This is a genomic window from Streptomyces sp. NPDC041129, assembly GCF_055592265.1.
Window position 1 is genome coordinate 71046 of sequence record NZ_JBVIYV010000009.1, and the last position, 19516, is coordinate 90561.

Annotated in this window: 22 protein-coding genes; 17 read left to right on the forward strand and 5 right to left on the reverse strand. The window is 72.5% G+C overall.

The genetic code is table 11. The features are described from left to right. Nucleotides 1-99: 99 nt before the first annotated feature. The 3 genes from ACZ6B1_RS26035 (at nucleotide 100) to ACZ6B1_RS26045 (ending at nucleotide 1863) form a co-directional block, all read left to right on the forward strand. Nucleotides 100-264 carry a hypothetical protein gene (locus ACZ6B1_RS26035; protein WP_445280879.1) on the forward strand — a complete coding sequence of 55 codons (165 nt, stop codon included), beginning with the start codon at nucleotides 100-102 and terminating at the stop codon, nucleotides 262-264. A gap of 32 nt (nucleotides 265-296) precedes the next feature. Continuing rightward, nucleotides 297-575, forward strand: coding sequence for a DUF4190 domain-containing protein (locus ACZ6B1_RS26040; protein ID WP_468782224.1), 279 nt, complete (start codon nucleotides 297-299; stop codon nucleotides 573-575). A 118-nt stretch (nucleotides 576-693) separates the two neighbouring features. Next, the gene (locus tag ACZ6B1_RS26045) at nucleotides 694-1863 is read left to right on the forward strand and encodes a cysteine desulfurase family protein (RefSeq protein WP_468782226.1); all 1170 of its coding nucleotides are present in this window, start codon (nucleotides 694-696) and stop codon (nucleotides 1861-1863) included. A gap of 260 nt (nucleotides 1864-2123) precedes the next feature. On the opposite strand, the gene ACZ6B1_RS26050 is transcribed toward ACZ6B1_RS26045, so the two are convergent. Continuing rightward, nucleotides 2124-2777 (reverse strand): N-acetylmuramoyl-L-alanine amidase, encoded by a 654-nt coding sequence (locus tag ACZ6B1_RS26050; RefSeq protein WP_468782228.1) that lies wholly within the window; start codon nucleotides 2775-2777, stop codon nucleotides 2124-2126. A 93-nt stretch (nucleotides 2778-2870) separates the two neighbouring features. On the opposite strand from ACZ6B1_RS26050, the gene mnmA reads away from it, so the two are divergent. Then, entirely contained in the window at nucleotides 2871-3995 is a 1125-nt protein-coding gene (gene mnmA / locus ACZ6B1_RS26055) for a tRNA 2-thiouridine(34) synthase MnmA (protein WP_468782230.1), read from the forward strand. A gap of 29 nt (nucleotides 3996-4024) precedes the next feature. Here mnmA and ACZ6B1_RS26060 read toward each other — a convergent pair whose 3' ends face one another. The 3 genes from ACZ6B1_RS26060 to ACZ6B1_RS26070 form a co-directional block, all read right to left on the reverse strand. After that, nucleotides 4025-4345, reverse strand: a complete 321-nt coding sequence (locus ACZ6B1_RS26060) for a hypothetical protein (RefSeq protein WP_468782232.1) — start codon at nucleotides 4343-4345, stop codon at nucleotides 4025-4027. Between the two features lie 474 nt (nucleotides 4346-4819). Further along, complete coding sequence (locus ACZ6B1_RS26065; RefSeq protein ID WP_468782234.1) at nucleotides 4820-5599, reverse strand: alpha/beta fold hydrolase; 780 nt, start codon at nucleotides 5597-5599, stop codon at nucleotides 4820-4822. Nucleotides 5600-5662: 63 nt separating this feature from the next. Beyond that, nucleotides 5663-5995 carry a DUF427 domain-containing protein gene (locus ACZ6B1_RS26070; protein ID WP_468782236.1) on the reverse strand — a complete coding sequence of 111 codons (333 nt, stop codon included), beginning with the start codon at nucleotides 5993-5995 and terminating at the stop codon, nucleotides 5663-5665. 51 nt (nucleotides 5996-6046) lie between these two features. Between ACZ6B1_RS26070 and ACZ6B1_RS26075 the strand changes: the two genes are divergently transcribed. From ACZ6B1_RS26075 to ACZ6B1_RS26095, 5 genes are all read left to right on the forward strand, one after another. Beyond that, nucleotides 6047-6586: an LOG family protein gene (locus ACZ6B1_RS26075; RefSeq protein WP_468782238.1), complete on the forward strand. Its 540-nt coding sequence runs from the start codon at nucleotides 6047-6049 to the stop codon at nucleotides 6584-6586. A gap of 7 nt (nucleotides 6587-6593) precedes the next feature. Further along, nucleotides 6594-7292 carry an SDR family oxidoreductase gene (locus ACZ6B1_RS26080; RefSeq protein ID WP_468782240.1) on the forward strand — a complete coding sequence of 233 codons (699 nt, stop codon included), beginning with the start codon at nucleotides 6594-6596 and terminating at the stop codon, nucleotides 7290-7292. An 88-nt stretch (nucleotides 7293-7380) separates the two neighbouring features. Continuing rightward, the gene (locus ACZ6B1_RS26085; RefSeq protein WP_468782580.1) at nucleotides 7381-8337 is read left to right on the forward strand and encodes a methionine synthase; all 957 of its coding nucleotides are present in this window, start codon (nucleotides 7381-7383) and stop codon (nucleotides 8335-8337) included. Between the two features lie 15 nt (nucleotides 8338-8352). Further along, the gene (gene ligA, locus ACZ6B1_RS26090; protein ID WP_468782242.1) at nucleotides 8353-10548 is read left to right on the forward strand and encodes an NAD-dependent DNA ligase LigA; all 2196 of its coding nucleotides are present in this window, start codon (nucleotides 8353-8355) and stop codon (nucleotides 10546-10548) included. Nucleotides 10549-10808: 260 nt separating this feature from the next. Further along, the gene (locus tag ACZ6B1_RS26095; RefSeq protein WP_468782244.1) at nucleotides 10809-13049 is read left to right on the forward strand and encodes a putative bifunctional diguanylate cyclase/phosphodiesterase; all 2241 of its coding nucleotides are present in this window, start codon (nucleotides 10809-10811) and stop codon (nucleotides 13047-13049) included. Between the two features lie 17 nt (nucleotides 13050-13066). On the opposite strand, the gene ACZ6B1_RS26100 is transcribed toward ACZ6B1_RS26095, so the two are convergent. Next, the gene (locus tag ACZ6B1_RS26100; protein ID WP_468782246.1) at nucleotides 13067-13645 is read right to left on the reverse strand and encodes a TetR/AcrR family transcriptional regulator; all 579 of its coding nucleotides are present in this window, start codon (nucleotides 13643-13645) and stop codon (nucleotides 13067-13069) included. Between the two features lie 87 nt (nucleotides 13646-13732). On the opposite strand from ACZ6B1_RS26100, the gene ACZ6B1_RS26105 reads away from it, so the two are divergent. The 8 genes from ACZ6B1_RS26105 to ACZ6B1_RS26140 all read left to right on the forward strand — a co-directional run bounded on the left by ACZ6B1_RS26105 (nucleotide 13733) and on the right by ACZ6B1_RS26140 (nucleotide 19484). Then, entirely contained in the window at nucleotides 13733-14104 is a 372-nt protein-coding gene (locus ACZ6B1_RS26105) for a DUF4267 domain-containing protein (protein WP_468782248.1), read from the forward strand. A gap of 32 nt (nucleotides 14105-14136) precedes the next feature. Next, entirely contained in the window at nucleotides 14137-14631 is a 495-nt protein-coding gene (locus tag ACZ6B1_RS26110; protein WP_468782250.1) for a cupin domain-containing protein, read from the forward strand. 173 nt (nucleotides 14632-14804) lie between these two features. Next, nucleotides 14805-15101: an Asp-tRNA(Asn)/Glu-tRNA(Gln) amidotransferase subunit GatC gene (gene gatC, locus ACZ6B1_RS26115; RefSeq protein WP_018544665.1), complete on the forward strand. Its 297-nt coding sequence runs from the start codon at nucleotides 14805-14807 to the stop codon at nucleotides 15099-15101. Nucleotides 15102-15103: 2 nt separating this feature from the next. Continuing rightward, a complete protein-coding gene (gene gatA, locus ACZ6B1_RS26120) occupies nucleotides 15104-16597 on the forward strand; it encodes an Asp-tRNA(Asn)/Glu-tRNA(Gln) amidotransferase subunit GatA (protein WP_468782252.1) in 1494 nt (497 codons plus the stop codon). Then, nucleotides 16594-16833 (forward strand): hypothetical protein, encoded by a 240-nt coding sequence (locus ACZ6B1_RS26125; RefSeq protein WP_468782254.1) that lies wholly within the window; start codon nucleotides 16594-16596, stop codon nucleotides 16831-16833. Before gatA ends, ACZ6B1_RS26125 begins: the two co-directional genes overlap by 4 nt. A 16-nt stretch (nucleotides 16834-16849) precedes the next feature. Further along, nucleotides 16850-18364, forward strand: coding sequence for an Asp-tRNA(Asn)/Glu-tRNA(Gln) amidotransferase subunit GatB (gene gatB / locus ACZ6B1_RS26130; RefSeq protein ID WP_468782256.1), 1515 nt, complete (start codon nucleotides 16850-16852; stop codon nucleotides 18362-18364). A gap of 132 nt (nucleotides 18365-18496) precedes the next feature. Next, nucleotides 18497-18841, forward strand: a complete 345-nt coding sequence (locus tag ACZ6B1_RS26135; protein ID WP_468782258.1) for a hypothetical protein — start codon at nucleotides 18497-18499, stop codon at nucleotides 18839-18841. 67 nt (nucleotides 18842-18908) lie between these two features. After that, nucleotides 18909-19484, forward strand: coding sequence for a GNAT family N-acetyltransferase (locus ACZ6B1_RS26140; protein WP_468782260.1), 576 nt, complete (start codon nucleotides 18909-18911; stop codon nucleotides 19482-19484). Nucleotides 19485-19516: the final 32 nt, after the last annotated feature.

Genomic DNA, 19516 nt, shown 5'->3' on the forward strand with positions numbered 1-19516 from the left:
GCGCTAGACTCTAAGTCAGTGAACAACTGTTACTACAACTGTTCACCCAAAGTTCACAAGCGAACAACACGAGGCAACCCGGAGGGGGGATCTCATCCCATGCTGTTCCTCGTCGCCGCACTCATGCTGCTCGGTGTCGTGCTGGGCACCGTCGCCCACGCACCGCTGACCGTCACCGCCGCCGCGGCCGCCGTCATCGCCGTCTGGCTCGGCATCTTCGCGATCCGCGAGCGCCACGGCCGCCGCCACACCTCGGCCGACTGACCGTCCGTACCGACTTCCAGGAGCTGAGCACCATGCAACTCACCGCACCGGCCTCGGGCCGCACGGAGAACCGCCCGCGCACGCGGGACGCCGACGGGATGGCCGTGGCGTCCTTCATCCTCGGCCTCCTCGGCCTGCTCGTCCTCAACGTCTTCCTCGGACCGGTCGCCATCGTCCTGGCCGCCGTCTCCCTCTGGCGCGGCACGTCCCGCCGTGGCCGCGCCTGGCTGGGCCTGAGCCTGGGCGTCGCCGACCTGGCGGTCCTGGGTCTCGCGATGGAGCTGTCGAACACCGTGTCCTGGAGCCTGTGAGGCGACCGGCGTGCCGCCGTCGCCGGTGCGTCGCCGCCGGGCCCGGCCCCCGTGGGGGGCGAGGGGCACCCGGGGGCAGCCGAGGGCGTCGTGAGGGCGCCGTAGAATCGGCGTCACCATGGCTTACCTCGACCACGCCGCGACGACCCCGATGCTCCCGGAGGCGGCAGAGGCGCTGACCGCCCAGCTGAGCATCACGGGCAACGCCTCCTCCCTCCACGCATCCGGCCGCAAGGCCCGCCGTACCGTCGAGGAGTCCCGCGAAACCCTGGCGGAGGCGCTGGGCGCCCGCCCCAGCGAGGTGGTGTTCACCTCGGGCGGCACCGAGGCCGACAACCTCGCGGTGAAGGGCCTGTACTGGGCCCGCCGCGCCGCCGACCCGGCCCGCACCCGGGTCCTCGCCAGCCCGGTCGAGCACCACGCCGTCCTCGACGCCGTGCACTGGCTCGGTGAGCAGGAGGGGGCCACCGTCGAGTACCTCCCCGTCGACTCCCACGGCCGCGTCCACGCCGACGCGCTGCGCGAGGCCATCGCCCGCGACCCCGGCAGCGTCGCCCTGGCCACCGTGATGTGGGCCAACAACGAGATCGGCACCGTCATGCCGGTCCGCGAACTGGCCGACGTCGCCGCCGAGTTCGACGTCCCGCTGCACGCCGACGCGGTCCAGGCCTTCGGTCAGGTCCCGGTCGGCTTCGCCGACTCCGGCCTCGCCGCGCTCACCGTGTCGGGACACAAGATCGGCGGCCCGTACGGTATCGGCGCGCTGCTCCTCGGCCGCGAGTACACCCCGGTGCCCGTCCTGCACGGCGGCGGCCAGGAGCGTCACGTGCGCTCCGGCACCCTCGACGTGCCCGCCGTGGCCTCCTTCGCGGTGGCCGGCCGGCTCGCCGCCGAGCAGCGCGAGTGGTTCGCCCGCGAGATCGGCGCCCTGCGGGACCAGTTGGTGGACGCCGTCCTCACGGCCGTACCGGACGCGATCCTCGGCGGTGACCCGGCGCCCGGCGGCCGTCTCCCGGCCAACGCCCACTTCACCTTCCCCGGCTGCGAGGGCGACTCCCTGCTGCTCCTGCTGGACGCCCAGGGCATCGAGTGCTCCACCGGCTCCGCCTGCACCGCGGGCGTCGCCCAGCCCAGTCACGTGCTGCTCGCCACCGGCACCGACCCGGACCTGGCCCGCGGCACCCTGCGCTTCTCCCTCGGGCACACCTCGACCGAGGCGGACGTGGAGGCGGTCGCCAAGGCCATCGGCCCCGCGGTGGAACGCGCGCGAGCGGCCGGACTCAGCTGACGGGCGGCCCGGCCCGGCGCATGCGAAAGACCTACGAAACGGGTTCCCTTCGCCGGTATTGCCCGGATCAGGTGGCTGGGGGTCGCCTTCCGGTCCAGTCCCTGCGACCTTCCGGCCTCTCAGTCCTAGCGTCGACGTCGGCCCCGGCGGAAGCTTTGCGCCTCTCGCAGAAGTCGGCTACTCCGCTGTAACTCCCTCACTCGTCCCGTAGGCCTGCTCCCAGAATAGAACTTCTCGTTCCGGTCAAAAAGGGGTGAAACCTAGATTTTTCCAGACGCTTGCTTCGCCTGCCACACCAGCCCCATATAACGCTTCCAGTCCCAGTGCGGCCCCGGGTCCGTGTGATCCGTCCCCGGCACCTGCGCGTGCCCGATGACGTGCTCCCGGTCGACGGGTATGCCGTACCGCGCGCAGATCGCGGCCGTCAGCCGCGCCGAAGCGGCGTACATCGCGTCCGTGAAGGAGGAGGCGTCCTCCACGAAGCCCTCGTGCTCGATGCCGACGCTGCGCTCGTTGTACTCCCGGTTGCCGGCGTGGAACGCCACGTCCAGCTCCCGTATGAGCTGGGTGATCCGCCCGTCCCCGCGCACGATGTAGTGCGCCGCGGCGCCGTGCGCCGGGTCCTGGAAGGCCCGCACCGCGCTCTGGTAACCGCCCTGCGTGACATGGACGACGACACGGTCGACGGTGTAGTCGTCCGGGCGGTCCGCCCGGCGGTAGTTCGCCGGGTCCGCCGCCACCCAGCGCGCGGTCCGGAAGTCCACCGCTCCGGCCACCCGCGACTTCTCCACCCCGGGCAGCCGCCACCACAGGTGCGACAGCTCCTCCCGGGCCAGCGCGGCCGTGCCCACGGCGGCCACCAGCCCGCCGATGAGCAGCGCCCGCCGCCCAGGCCGCCGGTCCGTGTCGGTCATGGTCACCCCCGCCTCGAGCCCGTCCCGTCCGCTGTGTTCGTCAACGGATGTACGGCGGCCGGGGTTCCCGCGGCCCCGTACCCTGGAAGGGTTATGACTGAGACCCCGCAGCGCCCCCTCCGCGTCCTCGCCGCCATGTCCGGCGGCGTCGACTCCGCCGTCGCCGCCGCGCGTGCCGCGGAAGCCGGGCACGACGTCACCGGCGTCCACCTCGCGCTCTCCGCGAACCCGCAGTCCTTCCGCACCGGCGCGCGGGGCTGTTGCACCATCGAGGACTCGCGCGACGCCCGCCGCGCCGCCGACGTCATCGGCATCCCGTTCTACGTCTGGGACCTCGCCGACCGATTCCGCGAGGACGTGGTCGAGGACTTCATCGCCGAGTACGAGGCCGGCCGCACCCCCAACCCCTGCCTGCGCTGCAACGAGAAGATCAAGTTCGCCGCGCTGCTGGACAAGGCGCTGGCGCTCGGCTTCGACGCCGTCTGCACCGGTCACTACGCCCAGGTGATCACGCGTGAGGACGGCTCCCGCGAGCTGCACCGGGCCTCGGACATGGCCAAGGACCAGAGTTACGTCCTCGGCGTGCTGGACGAGCGGCAGCTCGCCCACGCGCTGTTCCCGCTCGGCGACACGGTCACCACCAAGGACGAGATTCGCGCCGAGGCCGAGCGCCGGGGCCTCGCCGTCGCCAAGAAGCCGGACTCGCACGACATCTGCTTCATCGCCGACGGCGACACCCAGGGCTTCCTGGCCGGCCGGCTCGGCAAGACCGAAGGGGACATCGTCGACGAGTCCGGCACGGTCGTCGGCTCCCACGAGGGCGCGTACGGCTTCACCATCGGCCAGCGCAAGGGCCTGCGGCTCGGCACCCCGGCCCCCGACGGCAAGCCGCGTTACGTCCTCGACATCTCCCCGGTGAACAACACCGTGACCGTGGGCCCGGCCGCCGCCCTGGACGTCACCGCCCTGACGGCGGTCAAGCCGCGCTGGTGCGGCACCGCCCCGGCCGGCCCCGGCACCTACACCGCCCAGCTCCGCGCCCACGGCGGCGAGACCGAGGTCACGGCGGAACTCGTCGACGGCTCCCTCGAGGTGTCGTTCACCGAGCCGGTCAGGGGCGTCGCGCCCGGCCAGGCGATCGTGCTGTACGACGGCACGCGCGTGGTCGGCTCGGCGACGATCGCGTCCACGGTGCGGGTACAGGCTCCCGTGGCCTGAGGACGCCGCCGGACGGCCGGCGCCCGGCCCTACTCCCAGTCCCAGGTCACGCCCACGTGCCCGGGCTGGATCTCGGGCTCCAGGATGTGCACCGTGCCGTGCGCGTTCAGCGTGAGGTCGCCGAGGAACTCGGGCGGCGCCTGCCCCGTGGGCCGCCCGAACCGCCGGCAGCGCACCGGCAGCGCCGCGCGGTCGAAGGCGACCTGCAGCACGTAGGCGCCGCCCGCGTAGCTGAAGCCCCGGTAGTACTCGTGGCTCCGCTCGCCCGTGCCGTCCTCGAAGCGGTACCGGATCATCGCCGTCTCACCCGCCGCGAGCCGAGCGTCGAACAGCAGCTCCACGGCCACCATTCCGGCCTCCGGCCTCCGGTGCCCGGCGCACCCGCCCGACCCGGCAGGATGGCCACGTACCGGTCCATGCCGTCCCGGTGCGCCCGCACCACATGCTCGGCCTCGCGGCTGGCCGGCCGGCGCTCGGCGCCGATCCGTACCCGCTCGTACTGCAGCACGGTGTGCAGCCCGCCGTCCTGCGGGGCCTCCAGCTCGGCGGGTCCGGGAGGCGTTCCCCCACAGGACGCCGCTCTCGCCCGGAGGGGGACCCCGGGAGGCGGCCTCCGTGGCCGTCCGGGCTCACCCCGACGGCGGCCGGAGGAGCCCCCCGCCACGCACAGGGTCCCGGTCTCGCACGGAGGGGAGCGAGGCCGGGGGAGGCCCCTGACGCTGCCCGGACCCACCTCGGGGGATGGGTCCGGGCAGTGACCCCAGAGACGAGGACGGGTCCGGAGCACCGCTCCACCGGGCCGGGCCCGTCCTCACATCCGTCGGTCAGCCGGTGAAGAACTCCGCCAGGACCGGGGCCAGTACCTCCGGCTCCACCGCGTGGGTCTGGCCCTCCAGGGTGCGGTACGTGCCCCGGGGCGCGGTCCGGGCGACCGTCTCGGCCGCCTCGCGCAGCCATCCGGGGCTCGCCCCGCCCGCCACCGACAGCACCGGCACGGAGACCGCGGCCAGCCGCTCACGGGGCAGCAGTCCGTCACCCAGGACCGCGTCGTCGTACGCCAGACTGGGCGCGACGGACTCCATGCCGGCCCACATCGGTGACTCGCGCGCGCTGCGGATCGTCTCCTCGCCGAGGCCCGTCAGCCGCAGGAACAGCTCCACCGCGTCCCCGCGCCGGCCGTCGGAGAGCGCCTCGCACAGACGCTCGGTGTACGCCCGCTTCCCGGCGCCGCCGTCCAGGAAGTCGGCGAAGGGCACCTCGTACACGGCGGCCTGACGGACCGGCAGACCGCTCGCCGCCGCCTCGAGCACCAGCGCGCCGCCCGAGGACACCCCGAACAGACCCGCCGCGCCGCCCACCGCGTCGACCAGCGCGGCCAGGTCCTCGACCTCGCGCTCCACCGAGTACGGGGCCGTGTCGCCGCTCTCGCCGCGGCCCCGGCGGTCGTAGACGACGGCCGTGCAGTGGTCGGCGAGCCGGTGCGCCAGGGGCGCCACGGTGCCGCCGGTGGACATGGCGCCGCTCACCAGGATCACCGTCGGCCCCCGGCCGGTCACTTGGTACGCGAGGGATGTGCCGTCGCGTGAAGTCGTCATCTTGTCCATGCCCGTGCAGACTGCCGCACGGCGCGGGACTCACCGGTCACGACACGTCGGTGTCGCGGAGACTCACGCCTCTTCGACCTCCTCCACCTCGTAGAAACAGAGGTGATCCTTGATCGCGGCCACGTCCGGCTTCGGGTCCGGGTAGGCCCACACCAGATCGGGCGCGTCCGGCAGCGACCAGTAGGAGGCGGTGCCCTTGAAGGGGCAGACGGTGTGGGTGCCGGACGGCGTCAGCAGCTCGAGCCGGACGTCCTCGGCGGGGATGTAGTACCGCACCGGACAGCCCGTCTCGCGCAGCAGCAGCGGGCGGTCGGTCTCCGCGAGCACCTGGCCGCCGTGCACCGCGCGCACGCGCCGCTCGCCCTGTTCGATGGTGATCGTGTGTCCTCGGGTCATACCAGGACAGCGCCGACGGGCCCGGACTTCTTCCCGCGTACGGTGGACGGCATGAACATCTGCGTCTTCCTCTCCGCCGCCGACCTCGACGAGCGCTACACCCGGCCCGCGCGCGAGTTCGCGGAACTGCTCGGCAAGGCCGGCCACACCCTGGTCTGGGGCGGTTCCAACGTCGGTCTGATGAAGGTCGTCGCCGACGGGGTGCAGAAGGCGGGCGGCAGGCTGCTGGGCGTCTCCGTGGAGTTCCTCGCGGCGAAGGCACGCCCCGGCGCCGACGAGATGGTGGTCGCGGCCGACCTCGCCGAGCGCAAGAGGCTGCTGCTGGAGAAGGCCGACGCGGTGGTGATCATGGTGGGCGGCACCGGGACGCTGGACGAGGCCACCGAGATCCTGGAGCTGAAGAAGCACGGCCGCACCGACAAGCCGGTGGTGCTGCTGAACACGGCCGGTTTCTACGACGGTCTCCAGCAGCAGTTCCGCCGCATGGACGCGGAGGGCTTCCTGCCCCGCCCGCTCGCCGAGCTGATGTTCTTCGCCGAGGAGCCCGCGGCCGCCCTGGCCCACCTCGAGGAGTCACTGGCGGCGGGCTGATGCGAGCATGGCGCACATGGCTACTCATGTGATCACCGGGGCCGGTTCCGGCATCGGCGCCGCCGTCGCCCGCCGGCTGCACGCGCGCGGGGACGAAGTCGTCCTGCACGCGCGTGACGCGGGCCGCGCCAAGGAGCTGGCGGCCGAGTTCCCCGGGTCGCGCACCCTGGTGGGCGACCTGGCCGACCCCGACAAGCTCTCCTGGGCCTTCTCCCACCAGTCGCTCCCGGAACGGGTCGACTCGCTCCTGCACATCGCCGGAGTCGTGGACCTCGGCGAGGTCGGCGAGCTGACCCCCAAGTCCTGGCGCCACCAGCTCAACGTCAACCTGATCGCCCCCGCCGAGCTGACCCGGCACTTCCTGCCCCAGCTCCGCGCCGCCCGCGGCCATGTGATCTTCGTCAACTCCGGAGCCGGCCTGAACGCCCACGCCGGCTGGTCCGCGTACGCCGCCTCCAAGCACGGCCTGAAGGCGCTGGCCGACTCCCTGCGCCAGGAGGAGCACGGCGACGGCGTCCGCGTCACCTCCGTCTACCCCGGGCGCACGGCCAGCCCCATGCAGGCCAAGGTCCACCACCAGGAGGGCAAGGAGTACGACGCCTCGCGGTGGATCGACCCCGAGTCGGTCGCGACCACCATCCTCACCGCCCTGGACCTGCCGAGGGACGCGGAGATCAATGACCTGACGGTGCGCCCGGGCCGCTGACCACCGGTCACCCGGGGCGTGAAGGCTACGTAGGCTTCACCCCGTGGACGAGAACATTCGCTTCGGCGGCGCAACCGGGATCGGGTCGATGCCCGGCGGGGACGCCCGGGAAGCCGCCAAGACCGTCACCGGCAGCTTCGAGGACTTTCCGTTCCTGCCCGAGCTGCCCGCGCGCGGGCCCGGCGCCGACATGATCGGGCGCACCGCCGGGATGCTGGTCGAGTTGTACGCGCGCGTGGAGCCCAGCGGCTGGCGGCTCGGCGACCGGCCGGGCCGGGACACCAAGCGCGCCCGGGCATGGCTCGGGGAGGACCTCGACGCCCTGGAGGAGTTCACCCAGGGCCACGAGGGCGACCTCAAGGTGCAGGCCGTCGGGCCCTGGACCCTGGCCGCCGCCCTCGAGCTGAGGAACGGGGAGGCGGCACTGTCGGACCCGGGCGCCTGCCGCGACCTCGCCGCCTCACTGGCGGAGGGGCTGCGGCTGCACCTCGCCGAGGTGCGGCGCCGCGTCCCCGGCGCCCGCCTCGTCCTCCAGCTCGACGAGCCCTCGCTCACCGCCGTACTGCGCGGCCAGGTGCGCACCGCCAGCGGCTACCGCACCCACCGGGCCGTGGACCGGCAGGTGGTCGAGGCCACCCTCCGGGACGTGATCGCGGTGCACGACGACGGCCCGGTCGCCGTCCACTCCTGCGCCCCCGACGTGCCGTTCGCCCTGCTGCGCCGGGCCGGCGCCGACGCCGTCTCCTTCGACTTCTCGCTCCTCACCGAACGTGACGACGACGCCATCGGTGAGGCCGTGGAGGCCGGCATCAGCCTGTTCGCCGGTGTCGTGCCGGGCACGGACGGCCCATTGTCAGACCCTGCCGGTAGCGTCATGGGTGTCAGGACGCTGTGGCGCAGGCTGGGGCTGCGTCCCGGGCTGCTCACGGAAGCGGTCACGGTCACCCCGGCATGCGGTCTCGCGGGCGCTTCTCCCGCGTACGCACGCCAGGTGCTCGCCCACTGCGTCCGGGCGGCGAGATCCCTCGCGGACAACCCTGAGTAACGGGAGGACACCACGGTGGCCGGCGACAAGCAGCAGGCGGAGACGGCAGTGCCCGCCGAGGCACGGGAGAAGCACGCGCAGCTCGCTGAGCAGATCGAGGAGCACCGCTTCCGGTACTACGTGAAGGACGCCCCCGTCGTCAGCGACGCCGAGTTCGACCAGCTCCTGAAGAGCCTGGAGGCACTGGAGGAGCGGTACCCGGAGCTGCGTACGCCGGACTCGCCGACCCAGAAGGTCGCCGGGTCCTACGCGACGGAGTTCACCGCGGTCGAGCACCGCGAGCGGATGCTGTCCCTGGACAACACCTTCAACGACGACGAGCTGGCCGCCTGGGCCGACCGCATCGCACGGGAACTGGGCGAGCAGGAGTACCACTTCCTGTGCGAGCTGAAGGTCGACGGCCTCGCCGTCAACCTCACCTACGAGAACGGCCGCCTCACGCGCGCGGCGACCCGCGGCGACGGCCGCACCGGCGAGGACATCACGCCCAACGTCCGCACGATCGCCGACATCCCGGACCGCCTGAAGGGCGACGACGTCCCCGCCCTGGTGGAGATCCGCGGTGAGGTCTACTTCCCGATGGAGAAGTTCCTCGAGCTCAACGAGCGCCTGGTCGCGGCCGGGGACAAGCCCTTCGCCAACCCCCGCAACGCCGCCGCCGGCTCGCTGCGCCAGAAGGACCCGCGTGTCACCGCCACCCGCCCGCTGCACATGGTCGTCCACGGCATCGGCGCCCTGGAGGGCTTCACGGGCATGACCCGTCTTTCCCAGGCCTACGACCTGCTGAAGACCTGGGGGCTGCCCACCTCCCGGCACAACCGGGTGGTCGACGACCTCGACGGCGTACGGGAGTTCATCGCCCACTACGGCGAGAACCGGCACTCCGTGGAACACGAGATCGACGGTGTCGTCGTCAAGCTGGACGAGATGCGCCTCCAGGGGCGCCTCGGCTCCACCGCGCGGGCGCCGCGCTGGGCGATCGCCTACAAGTACGCCCCGGAAGAGGTCAACACCAAGCTCATCGACATCAAGGTGGGTGTCGGCCGCACCGGCCGGGTCACGCCGTACGCCCAGGTCGAGCCGGTCACGGTCGCGGGCAGCGAGGTCGAGTTCGCCACCCTGCACAACCAGGAGGTCGTCAAGGCCAAGGGGGTGCTCATCGGCGACACCGTCGTCCTGCGCAAGGCCGGTGACGTCATCCCCGAGATCCTCGGTCCGGTGGCCGACCTGCGGGACGGCGGCGAGCGGGAGTTCGTGATGCCGGGCGAGTGCCCGGAGTGCGGCACCCCGCTGCGGCCCATGAAGGAGGGCGACATCGACCTCCGCTGCCCCAACGCCCGTACCTGCCCGGCCCAGTTGCGCGGGCGGCTGTCCTACCTCGCGGGCCGTGAGTGCCTGGACATCGAGCACTTCGGCGACGTGGCCGCCGCCGCGCTGACCCAGCCGCTGGAGCCGGCCGACCCGCCGCTGGTCGACGAGGGCGGCCTGTTCGACCTGACGGTGGAGAAGCTGCTGCCCATCAGGGCCTATGTCCTGGACCCGGACAGCGGCCTGCCCAAGCGGGACCCGAAGACCGGTGAGGACAAGGTCGTCGCGGTCTTCGCCAACCAGAAGGGCGAGCCGAAGAAGAACACCCTGGCGCTGCTGGAGAACATCGAGGCGGCGAAGACCCGTCCGCTCGCCCGCTTCCTGAACGGGCTCTCCATCCGGCACGTCGGCCCGGTCGCGGCACAGGCCCTCGCGCGCGAGTTCCGCTCGATCGACCGCATCGAACAGGCCACCCAGGAAGAGCTGGCCGCCACCGACGGCGTCGGCCCCATCATCGCCACCGCCCTCGAGGAATGGTTCGCCGAGGACTGGCACCGCGAGATCGTCCGCAGGTGGAAGGCCGCCGGGGTCCCGCTGGAGGACGAGTCGTCCGGCGAGGACGAGGGCCCGCGTCCGCTGGAGGGACTCACCGTCGTCGTCACCGGCACCCTGGAGAACTTCACCCGGGACGGCGCCAAGGAGGCACTGCAGAGCCGCGGTGCCAAGGTGACCGGTTCGGTCTCGAAGAAGACCTCGTTCGTGGTCGTCGGCGACAACCCGGGATCGAAGTACGACAAGGCGATGCAGCTCAAGGTTCCCGTCCTGAACGAGGCCGGTTTCGGCGTCCTGTTGGAGCAGGGGCCCGAAGCGGCGGCCGAAGTCGCGCTTCCGACCGAGGAGTAGCGGTTGAAGGCCACCCGATCGGTGCATATCAGTTGCATACGGGTGGCCCGGGCGCATTCGGGCAACCGCCGACGACCGCTGCCCGAGGAAGCCTTCTGCGGCCTACTGTTGAGGTGTGCGCCTGCCGTGCCGAGCTGCGGTCGGGGCATCCCCCTGCCCGCCAGGGGCACGGGGAAAGGATTGTTCGACGCGGAGCCGCTGATGGTTGTCGGGCACCGGGCCGCGTGGCGTGGGCACCGCCGGCTGTGAGAGGGACGGGAATGGAACCGACCGAGAGCGCCGCCCCGCACGCATGGCTGCGCCTGCGCCGCCGCGCGGGCGCGTGGCGGGGGATCCGGTGGACAGGACGGGGCGCCGGGGGCACCGCCGTCCGGCCCCACCCGGCCCAAGCGGGCGCCGCGCCCGAGTCGCACCCCACGGTCCCGACGGCCGTCGAGGCCGCCCGGACGCGACCCGGCACCGACCCCGAACACCGTCCGCCCTGGCCCGCCTCGCACGCGGCCCTCGTGGCCGCCGCCGCGCTCGCCCTGGCCGCGGGCTTCTACCGTGCCTTCGCCGGCCACCACGCCCTGTTCCCGTGCGAGACGCCGGGCTGGTCGCTGGCCGTGCTCACCGGCATCATCGTCGGCCACCTCGTGATGCTCGGCCGTGCCCGCTGGTGGGGCGGCACGGGCTCCGGCGCGGCCCTCACCCTGGCCGTCCTGCTGCTGTACGGCTGGATGCCGGCCGGGATGGTCAGCCTCACCGTCGTCGTCCTGGTCGGCCTGGCCAGACGGCAGCGCTGGCGGCAGGGCGTGCTGCACGGCGCGGTCGACATGCTCGGGATCAGCGCCGGAGCCCTGGTGCTGGGCTTCTTCGGGCGCGTGCCGAGCGTCGAGGAGCCCTGGCGGCCCGAAAGCTGGGGCATCGCCACCGCACCGGAGGTGGTGCTCGTCGCCGCCGCCTATCTCGCCGTCAGCCGCGGCCTGCTGTGGTACTCGCACGCCCCGCGCGGTGGCCCCCTGCCCACTGTCGCCCGCACCGCCCTGATCCGGCAGGGCCTGCTCGCCGTGGCACTGCTCGGCATCGCCCCGCTGGTGTGCGTGGTCGCCGACGCCCGGCCGGTCCTGCTGCCGCTGTTCGCCATTCCGCTGATCGCCCTCGACTCCACGCTGTGGATGGCCCGGGCCCGCGCCGAGGAGCAGTTGCGCGACCCGCTGACCGGACTGCCCAACCGGCAGTGGCTGCTGGACCGGATCTGGACCGCCCTGGACGACGCCGAGCGGATCGGCGCCCGGGCCGCGCTCATGCTGATCGACCTCGACCGGTTCCGTTCGGTGAACGACACCCTCGGCCATCTCGCCGGCGACCGGCTGCTGCTGCAGATCGCCGACCGGCTCCGTCAGGCCCTGCCGCGCGGCGCGGAGGCCGCCCGGCTCGGCGGCGACGAGTTCGCCGTCTTACTGCCCGTTGCGGACTCCACCACCTCCGCCACCCGCATCGCCCGCGGCCTCGTCTCGGAACTCAGCTCCCCGCTCGACCTCGACGGGCTCACCCTCGTCCTGGAGGCCAGCGCCGGCGTCGCCGTGTTCCCCGACCACGCGCTGGACGCCGAAGGGCTGCTGCGGCGGGCGGACGTGGCGATGTACCAGGCGAAGCGGGACCGCACCGGCGTCGAGGTCTACGAGTCCAAGCGGGACTCCAACACGCCCGACCGGCTGGGCCTGCTGGGCGATCTTCGCCGGGCGCTGGACGCCCACGAGGTGCAGCTGCACTACCAGCCCAAGGTGCGCTTCGACGGGCAGGTCGCGGGCCTGGAGGCGCTGGTCCGCTGGGTGCATCCCGAGCGCGGGAAGGTTCCGCCGGACGAGTTCATAGCGATCGCCGAGTCCTCCGGGCTGATGCCCCATTTGACGGAGTACGTGCTGGAGACCGCGCTCGGGCAGGTCGCCGCCTGGCGGGCGCAGGGGCTGCGGGTGCCGGTGGCGGTCAACGTCTCCCCGCGCGACGTGCACACGCCCGGCTTCGCCGGCTCCGTCGCCGCCCGCCTGGCGCGGCACGGCGTCCCGGCCGGGGCGCTCCAGCTCGAGATCACCGAGCACGTCCTGCTGGAGGACCCGCAGCGGGCCGCCGACACGCTCGCCGCGCTCACCGGGCACGGCGTGAAGATGTCCCTGGACGACTTCGGCACCGGGTACTCCTCGCTGGTGCACCTGCGCCGGCTCCCCGTCAGCGAGCTGAAGATCGACCGCTCCTTCGTGGCCCGGCTGGCCGTGGACACCGAGGACGCCGAGATCGTGCGCTGCACGGTCGACCTGGCGCATTCGCTGGGGCTGCTCGTCGTCGCCGAGGGCGTGGAGGACGACGAGACCTGGGAGCGGCTGCGGGACCTCGGCTGCGACGCGGTGCAGGGATGGCTGGTCGCCGCCGCGATGCCGCCGGACGAGACGACCGCGTGGCTCCGGGCCCGCGGGTCGCGCGGCTGGCAGCGGCCGCGGGCCGCGCTGCCGGCCGCCGAGTAGCGCCTGCGCGCGGGCGGTCAGCCCGCCGCGAAGTGCCCGACCAGCAGGGCCAGTCTGCGCTCGTGCGCCTCCTCCGGCAGCCGTCCGCTGCGCATCAGCGTCACCAGCCCGTGCAGGGCCGCCCAGAAAGTCTCCGTGAGCAGACCCGGCTCGTCACCCTCCACCGCGACCGGCTCCACCGCGAGCAGCAGTTCCCCGAACGCCTCCTGCAGCGGCGCGGGCGCCTCCGGCGTGGCGAACGGCAGGTCCACCAGGTGGGTGAACATCGCGTCGTAGAGGGCCGGCCGGCGCCGCGCGAAGGACGCGTACGTCCGCGCCACCGCCGCCAGTGACTCCCGCGGGTCCCCCGCCTCCGCGCGCGCCGTCCGCAGTTCGGCAGCAAGGTCGGCGCAGCCCTGCACCGCGACCGCGGCCATGATCGCGCCCTTGCCCTTGAAGTGGCTGTAGAGGACGGGCTGGCTGTACTCGATCTCGGCGGCCAGCCGGCGCGTGGTGACCGCGTCCCAGCCCTCCGCCTCCGCGAGTTCCCGTGCGGCCGTGACGATCAGCCGCTCGCGTTCCGCTCGTTCGCGCTCCCGGCGCGTCTGGATCGACATGACCGTGATTCTAGCACCGCTAGTCATTCTGTCGGCGCTCTGCTAGCTTTGCTTGCGTCACTAGCGCTGCTAGCAAGGAGAGATGACGTGACCGTCACCGCGTACACCCTGGCTGTCGTGCTCGACCTGTTCTGCCTGTTCCTCGGCTACCGCTTCCTGTTCCAGCCCGGGCCCGCCGCGACCGGCTACGGAGCCGCGGCCGACCCGGCCGGCGACGCCGGGGCGTACCTCATGGTCAAGGGCCTCAGGGACGGCACCCTCGGTGTGCTGGGCCTGGTGCTGCTGGCCTTCGCCGGAGCGCGGGCCGAGGCCTGGTTCATGGTCTGCGTGGCGCTCGTGCCGCTCGGTGACACGCTGATAGTCCTGCGGCACGGTGGTGCGCGGGCCGTCGCGTTCGGGATCCACTTCGCCACGGCGGTCGTCGTCCTGATCAGTGCCGCCCTGCTCTTCCTCGTCTGACCACGGCACCACCGTCACCAGGGGGTTCGAAGATGTCGTTGTTCGTTCCGAAGTTCGACGAGACCGTGATCGTCCGCGAGGCCGAGGCCGAGGTGGTCGGCCGCGCGCCCACCACCATCCGCCTGCTGGCCGACAGCAGTGCGACCGGAGGCGCCCTGTCCACCCAGCGCGTCACCCTCCGGGAGGGCGCCGACGGCGCCAAACCGCACTGGCACGACAACTCCGCTGAGATGTTCTTCCTGCTGGACGGCGCCGCCGACATCCTCTCCGGCGACGACGTCGTCACCGCCGGTCCGGGCGACCTCGTCGTCGTCCCGCCCGGCAGGCCGCACGCCTTCGCCGCCGTGCCCGGGGCCGACGCGGACCTGCTCATCGTCCTCACCCCGGGCGTCGAACGCTTCGAGTACTTCCGCCACATCCAGCGCATCGCCCTCGGCGAGGCCACCCCCGAGAGCCTCCTGGAAGTGCAGGAGCTGTACGACAACCACTTCCTGAGGAGCCGGTCCTGGGAGGCCCGCCGCCGCTGAGCCGAGGACGCGCGCGCCACCGAACCGAGGACGCGCGCGCCACCGAACCGGGTGTGCGGCCGCCGCGGGCCGGGGCGCGGGCGGGTGGCGCGGGCAAACCGTTTCACGGGCACGGCCCCCCGCCCCATAGGATTGGCCCCAAACCACACACACTCACCCCAGAGGAACGCTGCATGCCTGGCATCACGCGCGAGGAGGTCGCCCACCTCGCCCGGCTGGCGCGTCTGGAGCTGAAGCCCGAAGAACTCGATCACTTCGCAGGCCAGCTCGACGACATCATCGGCGCGGTCGCCCGCGTCAGCGAGGTCGCCGACCAAGACGTACCGCCGACCTCCCACCCGCTGCCGCTGACGAACGTCATGCGCGCGGACGAGGTCCGTCCCTCGCTCACCCCCGCGCAGGCGCTCTCCGGCGCCCCGGCCCAGGAGCAGCAGCGTTTCAAGGTGCCGCAGATCCTGGGGGAGGACTGACCATGACGGACATCATCAAGCTCACGGCCGCCGAGACCGCCGAGAAGATCGCCTCCGGCGAGCTGACGGCCGTCGAGGTCACCGAGGCCCACCTCGCCCGCATCGAGGCCGTCGACGAGAAGGTGCACGCCTTCCTGCACGTCGACCGCGACGGCGCCCTCGCCCAGGCCCGCGCCGTGGACGAGAAGCGGGCCCACGGCGAGAAGCTCGGCCCGCTGGCCGGCGTCCCGCTCGCCCTCAAGGACATCTTCACCACCGAGGGCGTGCCGACCACCGTCGGCTCGAAGATCCTCGAGGGCTGGATCCCGCCGTACGACGCGACGCTCACCAAGCGGCTGAAGGCCGCCGACGTCGTCATCCTCGGCAAGACCAACATGGACGAGTTCGCCATGGGCTCCTCCACCGAGAACAGCGCCTACGGCCCGACCGGCAACCCCTGGGACCTCACCAAGATCCCCGGCGGCTCCGGCGGCGGTTCCTCCGCGGCGCTCGCCTCCTTCCAGGCCCCGCTCGCCATCGGCACCGACACCGGCGGCTCCATCCGCCAGCCGGCCGCCGTCACCGGCACGGTCGGCGTGAAGCCGACCTACGGCGCGGTCTCCCGCTACGGCATGGTGGCCTTCTCGTCCTCGCTGGACCAGGGCGGGCCCTGTGCCCGCACGGTCCTGGACGCCGCCCTGCTGCACGAGGTCATCGCCGGGCACGACCCGCTCGACTCCACCTCCATCGACGCCCCGGTCCCACCGGTGGTCGAGGCCGCGCGCAACGGCAGCGTCGCGGGCATGCGGGTCGGCGTCGTCAAGCAGTTCCGTGGCGAGGGCTACCAGGCGGGCGTCGTGCAGCGCTTCGACGAGTCCGTGGAGCTGCTGAAGGAGCTGGGCGCCGAGATCGTCGAGCTGGACTGCCCGTCCTTCGACCTCGCGCTCTCCGCGTACTACCTGATCGCGCCGTCCGAGTGCTCCTCCAACCTCGCCCGCTTCGACGGCCTGCGCTACGGCCTCAGGACCGGCGACGACGGCGGCCACTCCGCCGAGGAGGTCACCTCCCTCACCCGTGAGGCGGGCTTCGGCCCCGAGGTGAAGCGGCGCGTCATGCTCGGCACCTACGCCCTGTCGAGCGGCTACTACGACGCCTACTACGGCTCCGCGCAGAAGGTCCGCACGCTCATCACGCGTGACTTCGAGAAGGCCTTCGAGCAGGTCGACGTCATCGTGTCGCCGACCACGCCGACCACCGCCTTCGCGATCGGCGAGCGCGCCGACGACCCGATGGCGATGTACCTGGCCGACCTGTGCACCATCCCGACCAACCTGGCGGGCAACGCGGCCATGTCGCTGCCCTGCGGCCTCGCCCCGGAGGACAACCTCCCGGTGGGCCTGCAGATCATCGCCCCGGCGCTCAAGGACGACCGGCTGTACAAGGTCGGAGCCGCCGTCGAGGCCGCCTTCGTGGAAAGGTGGGGGCACCCGCTGATCGAGGAGGCTCCGTCGCTGTGAGCGCACTGAACAAGGCCAAGGGCTTCAAGAAGTCGAAGTCCGGCACGTACCTGTCGATGGCCGGGACCGCGTTCAGCGCGTTCGGCGTGGCCAAGCAGATCAAGAAGGCGCGCGCCGAGCAGGACACACTGCGGCTGATCGACGCCGCCGTGTCCGCCGTCGCGATCGTCACCGGCCTCGCCATCCTCTACCGCGAGCTGAAGCGGCTGGGCGACGACGACGTCCTGCTGGGCTGAGAGGGAAGTTTTCACCGTGACCACCACGACCGACCTGGTGTCGTACGAGGACGCGCTGGCGTCGTACGACCCCGTCATGGGCCTCGAGGTCCATGTCGAACTCGGCACCAAGACCAAGATGTTCTGCGGGTGCTCGACCGAGCTGGGCGCCGAGCCCAACTCGCAGACCTGCCCGGTCTGCCTCGGCCTGCCCGGCGCGCTCCCGGTCGTCAACGCGACCGGCGTCGAGTCCGCGATCAAGATCGGCCTCGCGCTGAACTGCGAGATCGCCGAGTGGTGCCGCTTCGCCCGGAAGAACTACTTCTATCCGGACATGCCGAAGAACTTCCAGACCTCCCAGTACGACGAGCCGATCGCCTTCAACGGCTACCTCGACGTGCAGCTGGAGGACGGCGAGAACTTCCGCGTGGAGATCGAGCGCGCCCACATGGAGGAGGACACCGGCAAGTCGACGCACGTCGGCGGCGCCACCGGCCGTATCCACGGCGCGTCCCACTCGCTGCTGGACTACAACCGCGCGGGCATCCCGCTCATCGAGATCGTCACCAAGCCGATCGAAGGCGCCGGCGAGCGCGCCCCCGAGGTCGCGCGCGCCTACGTCCGCGAGCTGCGCGAGCTCATCCGTGCCCTCGGTGTCTCCGAGGCCCGCATGGAGATGGGCCAGATGCGCTGCGACGTGAACCTGTCGCTGCGCCCGAACGGCACCGAGAAGTTCGGCACGCGTTCCGAGACGAAGAACGTCAACTCGCTGCGGTCCGTGGAGCGCGCGGCCCGCTTCGAGATCCAGCGGCACGCGGCCGTGCTGTCGTCCGGCGGCACGATCGTGCAGGAGACCCGGCACTTCCACGAGGACACCGGGTCCACCACCTCCGGCCGCGTGAAGGAAGAGGCCGAGGACTACCGGTACTTCCCGGAGCCCGACCTCGTCCCGGTCGCCCCGTCCCGCGAGTGGGTCGAGGAGATCCGCGCCGCGCTGCCGGAGATGCCGCTGGCCCGCCGCACCCGGCTGCTCGCCGAGTGGGGCATCTCGGCCACCGACATGCAGGCGATCCTGAACGCCGGCGCGCTCGACCCGATCGTCGCCACGATCGACGCGGGCGCCGATGCCGCCTCCGCCCGCAAGTGGTGGATGGGCGAACTGGCGCGCAGCGCCAACGAGTCGGGCAGGGCACTGGACGAGCTGGCGATCACCCCGGAGCAGGTCGCCCGGGTCACCGCGCTGGTCAACTCCGGTGACCTCAACGACAAGCTGGCCCGCCAGGTCATCGAGGGCGTTCTCGCGGGCGAGGGCACCCCGGACGAGGTCGTCGACAAGCGCGGTCTGAAGGTCGTCTCCGACGACTCGGCGCTCGGTACGGCGGTCGACGAGGCCATCGCCGGGAACCCGGGCATCGCCGACAAGATCCGCGGCGGCAAGGTGGCCGCGGCCGGCGCTCTGGTCGGCGCGGTCATGAAGGCGACCCGGGGTCAGGCGGACGCGGCCCGCGTCAAGGAACTGATCCTCGAGAAGCTGGGCGTCGGCGAGGGCTGAGCCACCACCGCGACGGCCCCGGAGGTGACCCCCTCCGGGGCCGTCGCGCTGCCGCTCGGGCGACCGAGTGCCCCGGCCCGGGGCACGGCCCCGCACCGGGGCGAACGGGCGTACGTTATACGCTCACCCGCCATGAGTGGACGTACCGATTCCGACGCCGAACCCGCCATAGCCGCGGCGGACGAGCCGGACGAGCCGGACGGCCATGACGTCGACGACGTCGACGACGTCGAGGAGGCCCGCCGGGCCCGGTGGACCGCGGCCGGCACCGGAGGCCTGCTCTGCCTCGCCGGCTGCGCCGCCGCGCTGCTCCGGCTCACCGGCTCTACCCCGGCCCTCGTCCCCGCCGCCTACGCCCTCGGTGCCGCCCTGTGCGCCCTCGCCGCCCTCCTCGGCGGCCGCGGCCGTACCCGCCGGGCCCTGTGGCTGCTGGTCGCCGGTACGGCGGTCATGGCCCTCGGAGACCAGTTCGACTGAACGCTGCCCGCACATGAGAGGGTGAGCGACGTCCGGACGGTGGCACAGCGGGAGGAGCGGCAGCGCGATGTACGCGATGTCCCTGGGTGACGACGGCGCCGAACTGCGGCCCCTGGAGGTCTGGCACGCGGCTGACCTGCTCGCCAACATCGACCGGGGACGTGAGTTCATCGGCCGGCACGTCGGCCTGCCGGACGTGGTGACCGACCTGGACGCCGCCCGCGCCTACCTGGCGTCGTACGCCGAGAAGCGCGGCGCCGACACCGGCAGCCTGCACGGAGTGTGGCTGGACGGGAGGCTGGCCGGGGGACTGCTGTTCCGGGTGTGGGACACCCCCAGCGGGGTCTGCGAGGCCGGCTGCTGGCTGGAGCCTGCGGCGGCCGGGCGCGGGCTGGTCACGCGCGGCATGCGGGCGCTGCTGGACTGGGCGTTCGAGGAGCGCGGCATGCACCGGGTGGAGTGGCACGTGTCGTCGGCCAACGAGCCCAGCATCGGCGTGGCCCGGCGCCTCGGCATGACCCGGGAGGGCGTGCTACGGGAGAACTACCCGTACCGGGGAGTGCGCACGGACACCGAGATCTGGTCGGTGCTGGCGCCCGAGTGGCGTGCGGCACGCGCGCGCACCGCGCCCGACGATCATTGACGATCATTAAGGGACCTCTCAGACGGCGTCCG

Bases quoted from the DNA above. Each gene is read 5' to 3' on its own strand.
- ACZ6B1_RS26035 (WP_445280879.1), top strand. From the start codon at position 100: ATGCTGTTCCTCGTCGCCGCACTCATGCTGCTCGGTGTCGTGCTGGGC.
- ACZ6B1_RS26040 (WP_468782224.1), top strand. From the start codon at position 297: ATGCAACTCACCGCACCGGCCTCGGGCCGCACGGAGAACCGCCCGCGC.
- ACZ6B1_RS26045 (WP_468782226.1), top strand. From the start codon at position 694: ATGGCTTACCTCGACCACGCCGCGACGACCCCGATGCTCCCGGAGGCG.
- ACZ6B1_RS26050 (WP_468782228.1), bottom strand. From the start codon at position 2,777: ATGACCGACACGGACCGGCGGCCTGGGCGGCGGGCGCTGCTCATCGGC.
- mnmA (WP_468782230.1), top strand. From the start codon at position 2,871: ATGACTGAGACCCCGCAGCGCCCCCTCCGCGTCCTCGCCGCCATGTCC.
- ACZ6B1_RS26060 (WP_468782232.1), bottom strand. From the start codon at position 4,345: ATGGTGGCCGTGGAGCTGCTGTTCGACGCTCGGCTCGCGGCGGGTGAG.
- ACZ6B1_RS26065 (WP_468782234.1), bottom strand. From the start codon at position 5,599: ATGGACAAGATGACGACTTCACGCGACGGCACATCCCTCGCGTACCAA.
- ACZ6B1_RS26070 (WP_468782236.1), bottom strand. From the start codon at position 5,995: ATGACCCGAGGACACACGATCACCATCGAACAGGGCGAGCGGCGCGTG.
- ACZ6B1_RS26075 (WP_468782238.1), top strand. From the start codon at position 6,047: ATGAACATCTGCGTCTTCCTCTCCGCCGCCGACCTCGACGAGCGCTAC.
- ACZ6B1_RS26080 (WP_468782240.1), top strand. From the start codon at position 6,594: ATGGCGCACATGGCTACTCATGTGATCACCGGGGCCGGTTCCGGCATC.
- ACZ6B1_RS26085 (WP_468782580.1), top strand. From the start codon at position 7,381: ATGCCCGGCGGGGACGCCCGGGAAGCCGCCAAGACCGTCACCGGCAGC.
- ACZ6B1_RS26095 (WP_468782244.1), top strand. From the start codon at position 10,809: ATGGAACCGACCGAGAGCGCCGCCCCGCACGCATGGCTGCGCCTGCGC.
- ACZ6B1_RS26100 (WP_468782246.1), bottom strand. From the start codon at position 13,645: ATGTCGATCCAGACGCGCCGGGAGCGCGAACGAGCGGAACGCGAGCGG.
- ACZ6B1_RS26110 (WP_468782250.1), top strand. From the start codon at position 14,137: ATGTCGTTGTTCGTTCCGAAGTTCGACGAGACCGTGATCGTCCGCGAG.
- gatC (WP_018544665.1), top strand. From the start codon at position 14,805: ATGCCTGGCATCACGCGCGAGGAGGTCGCCCACCTCGCCCGGCTGGCG.
- gatA (WP_468782252.1), top strand. From the start codon at position 15,104: ATGACGGACATCATCAAGCTCACGGCCGCCGAGACCGCCGAGAAGATC.
- ACZ6B1_RS26135 (WP_468782258.1), top strand. From the start codon at position 18,497: ATGAGTGGACGTACCGATTCCGACGCCGAACCCGCCATAGCCGCGGCG.
- ACZ6B1_RS26140 (WP_468782260.1), top strand. From the start codon at position 18,909: ATGTACGCGATGTCCCTGGGTGACGACGGCGCCGAACTGCGGCCCCTG.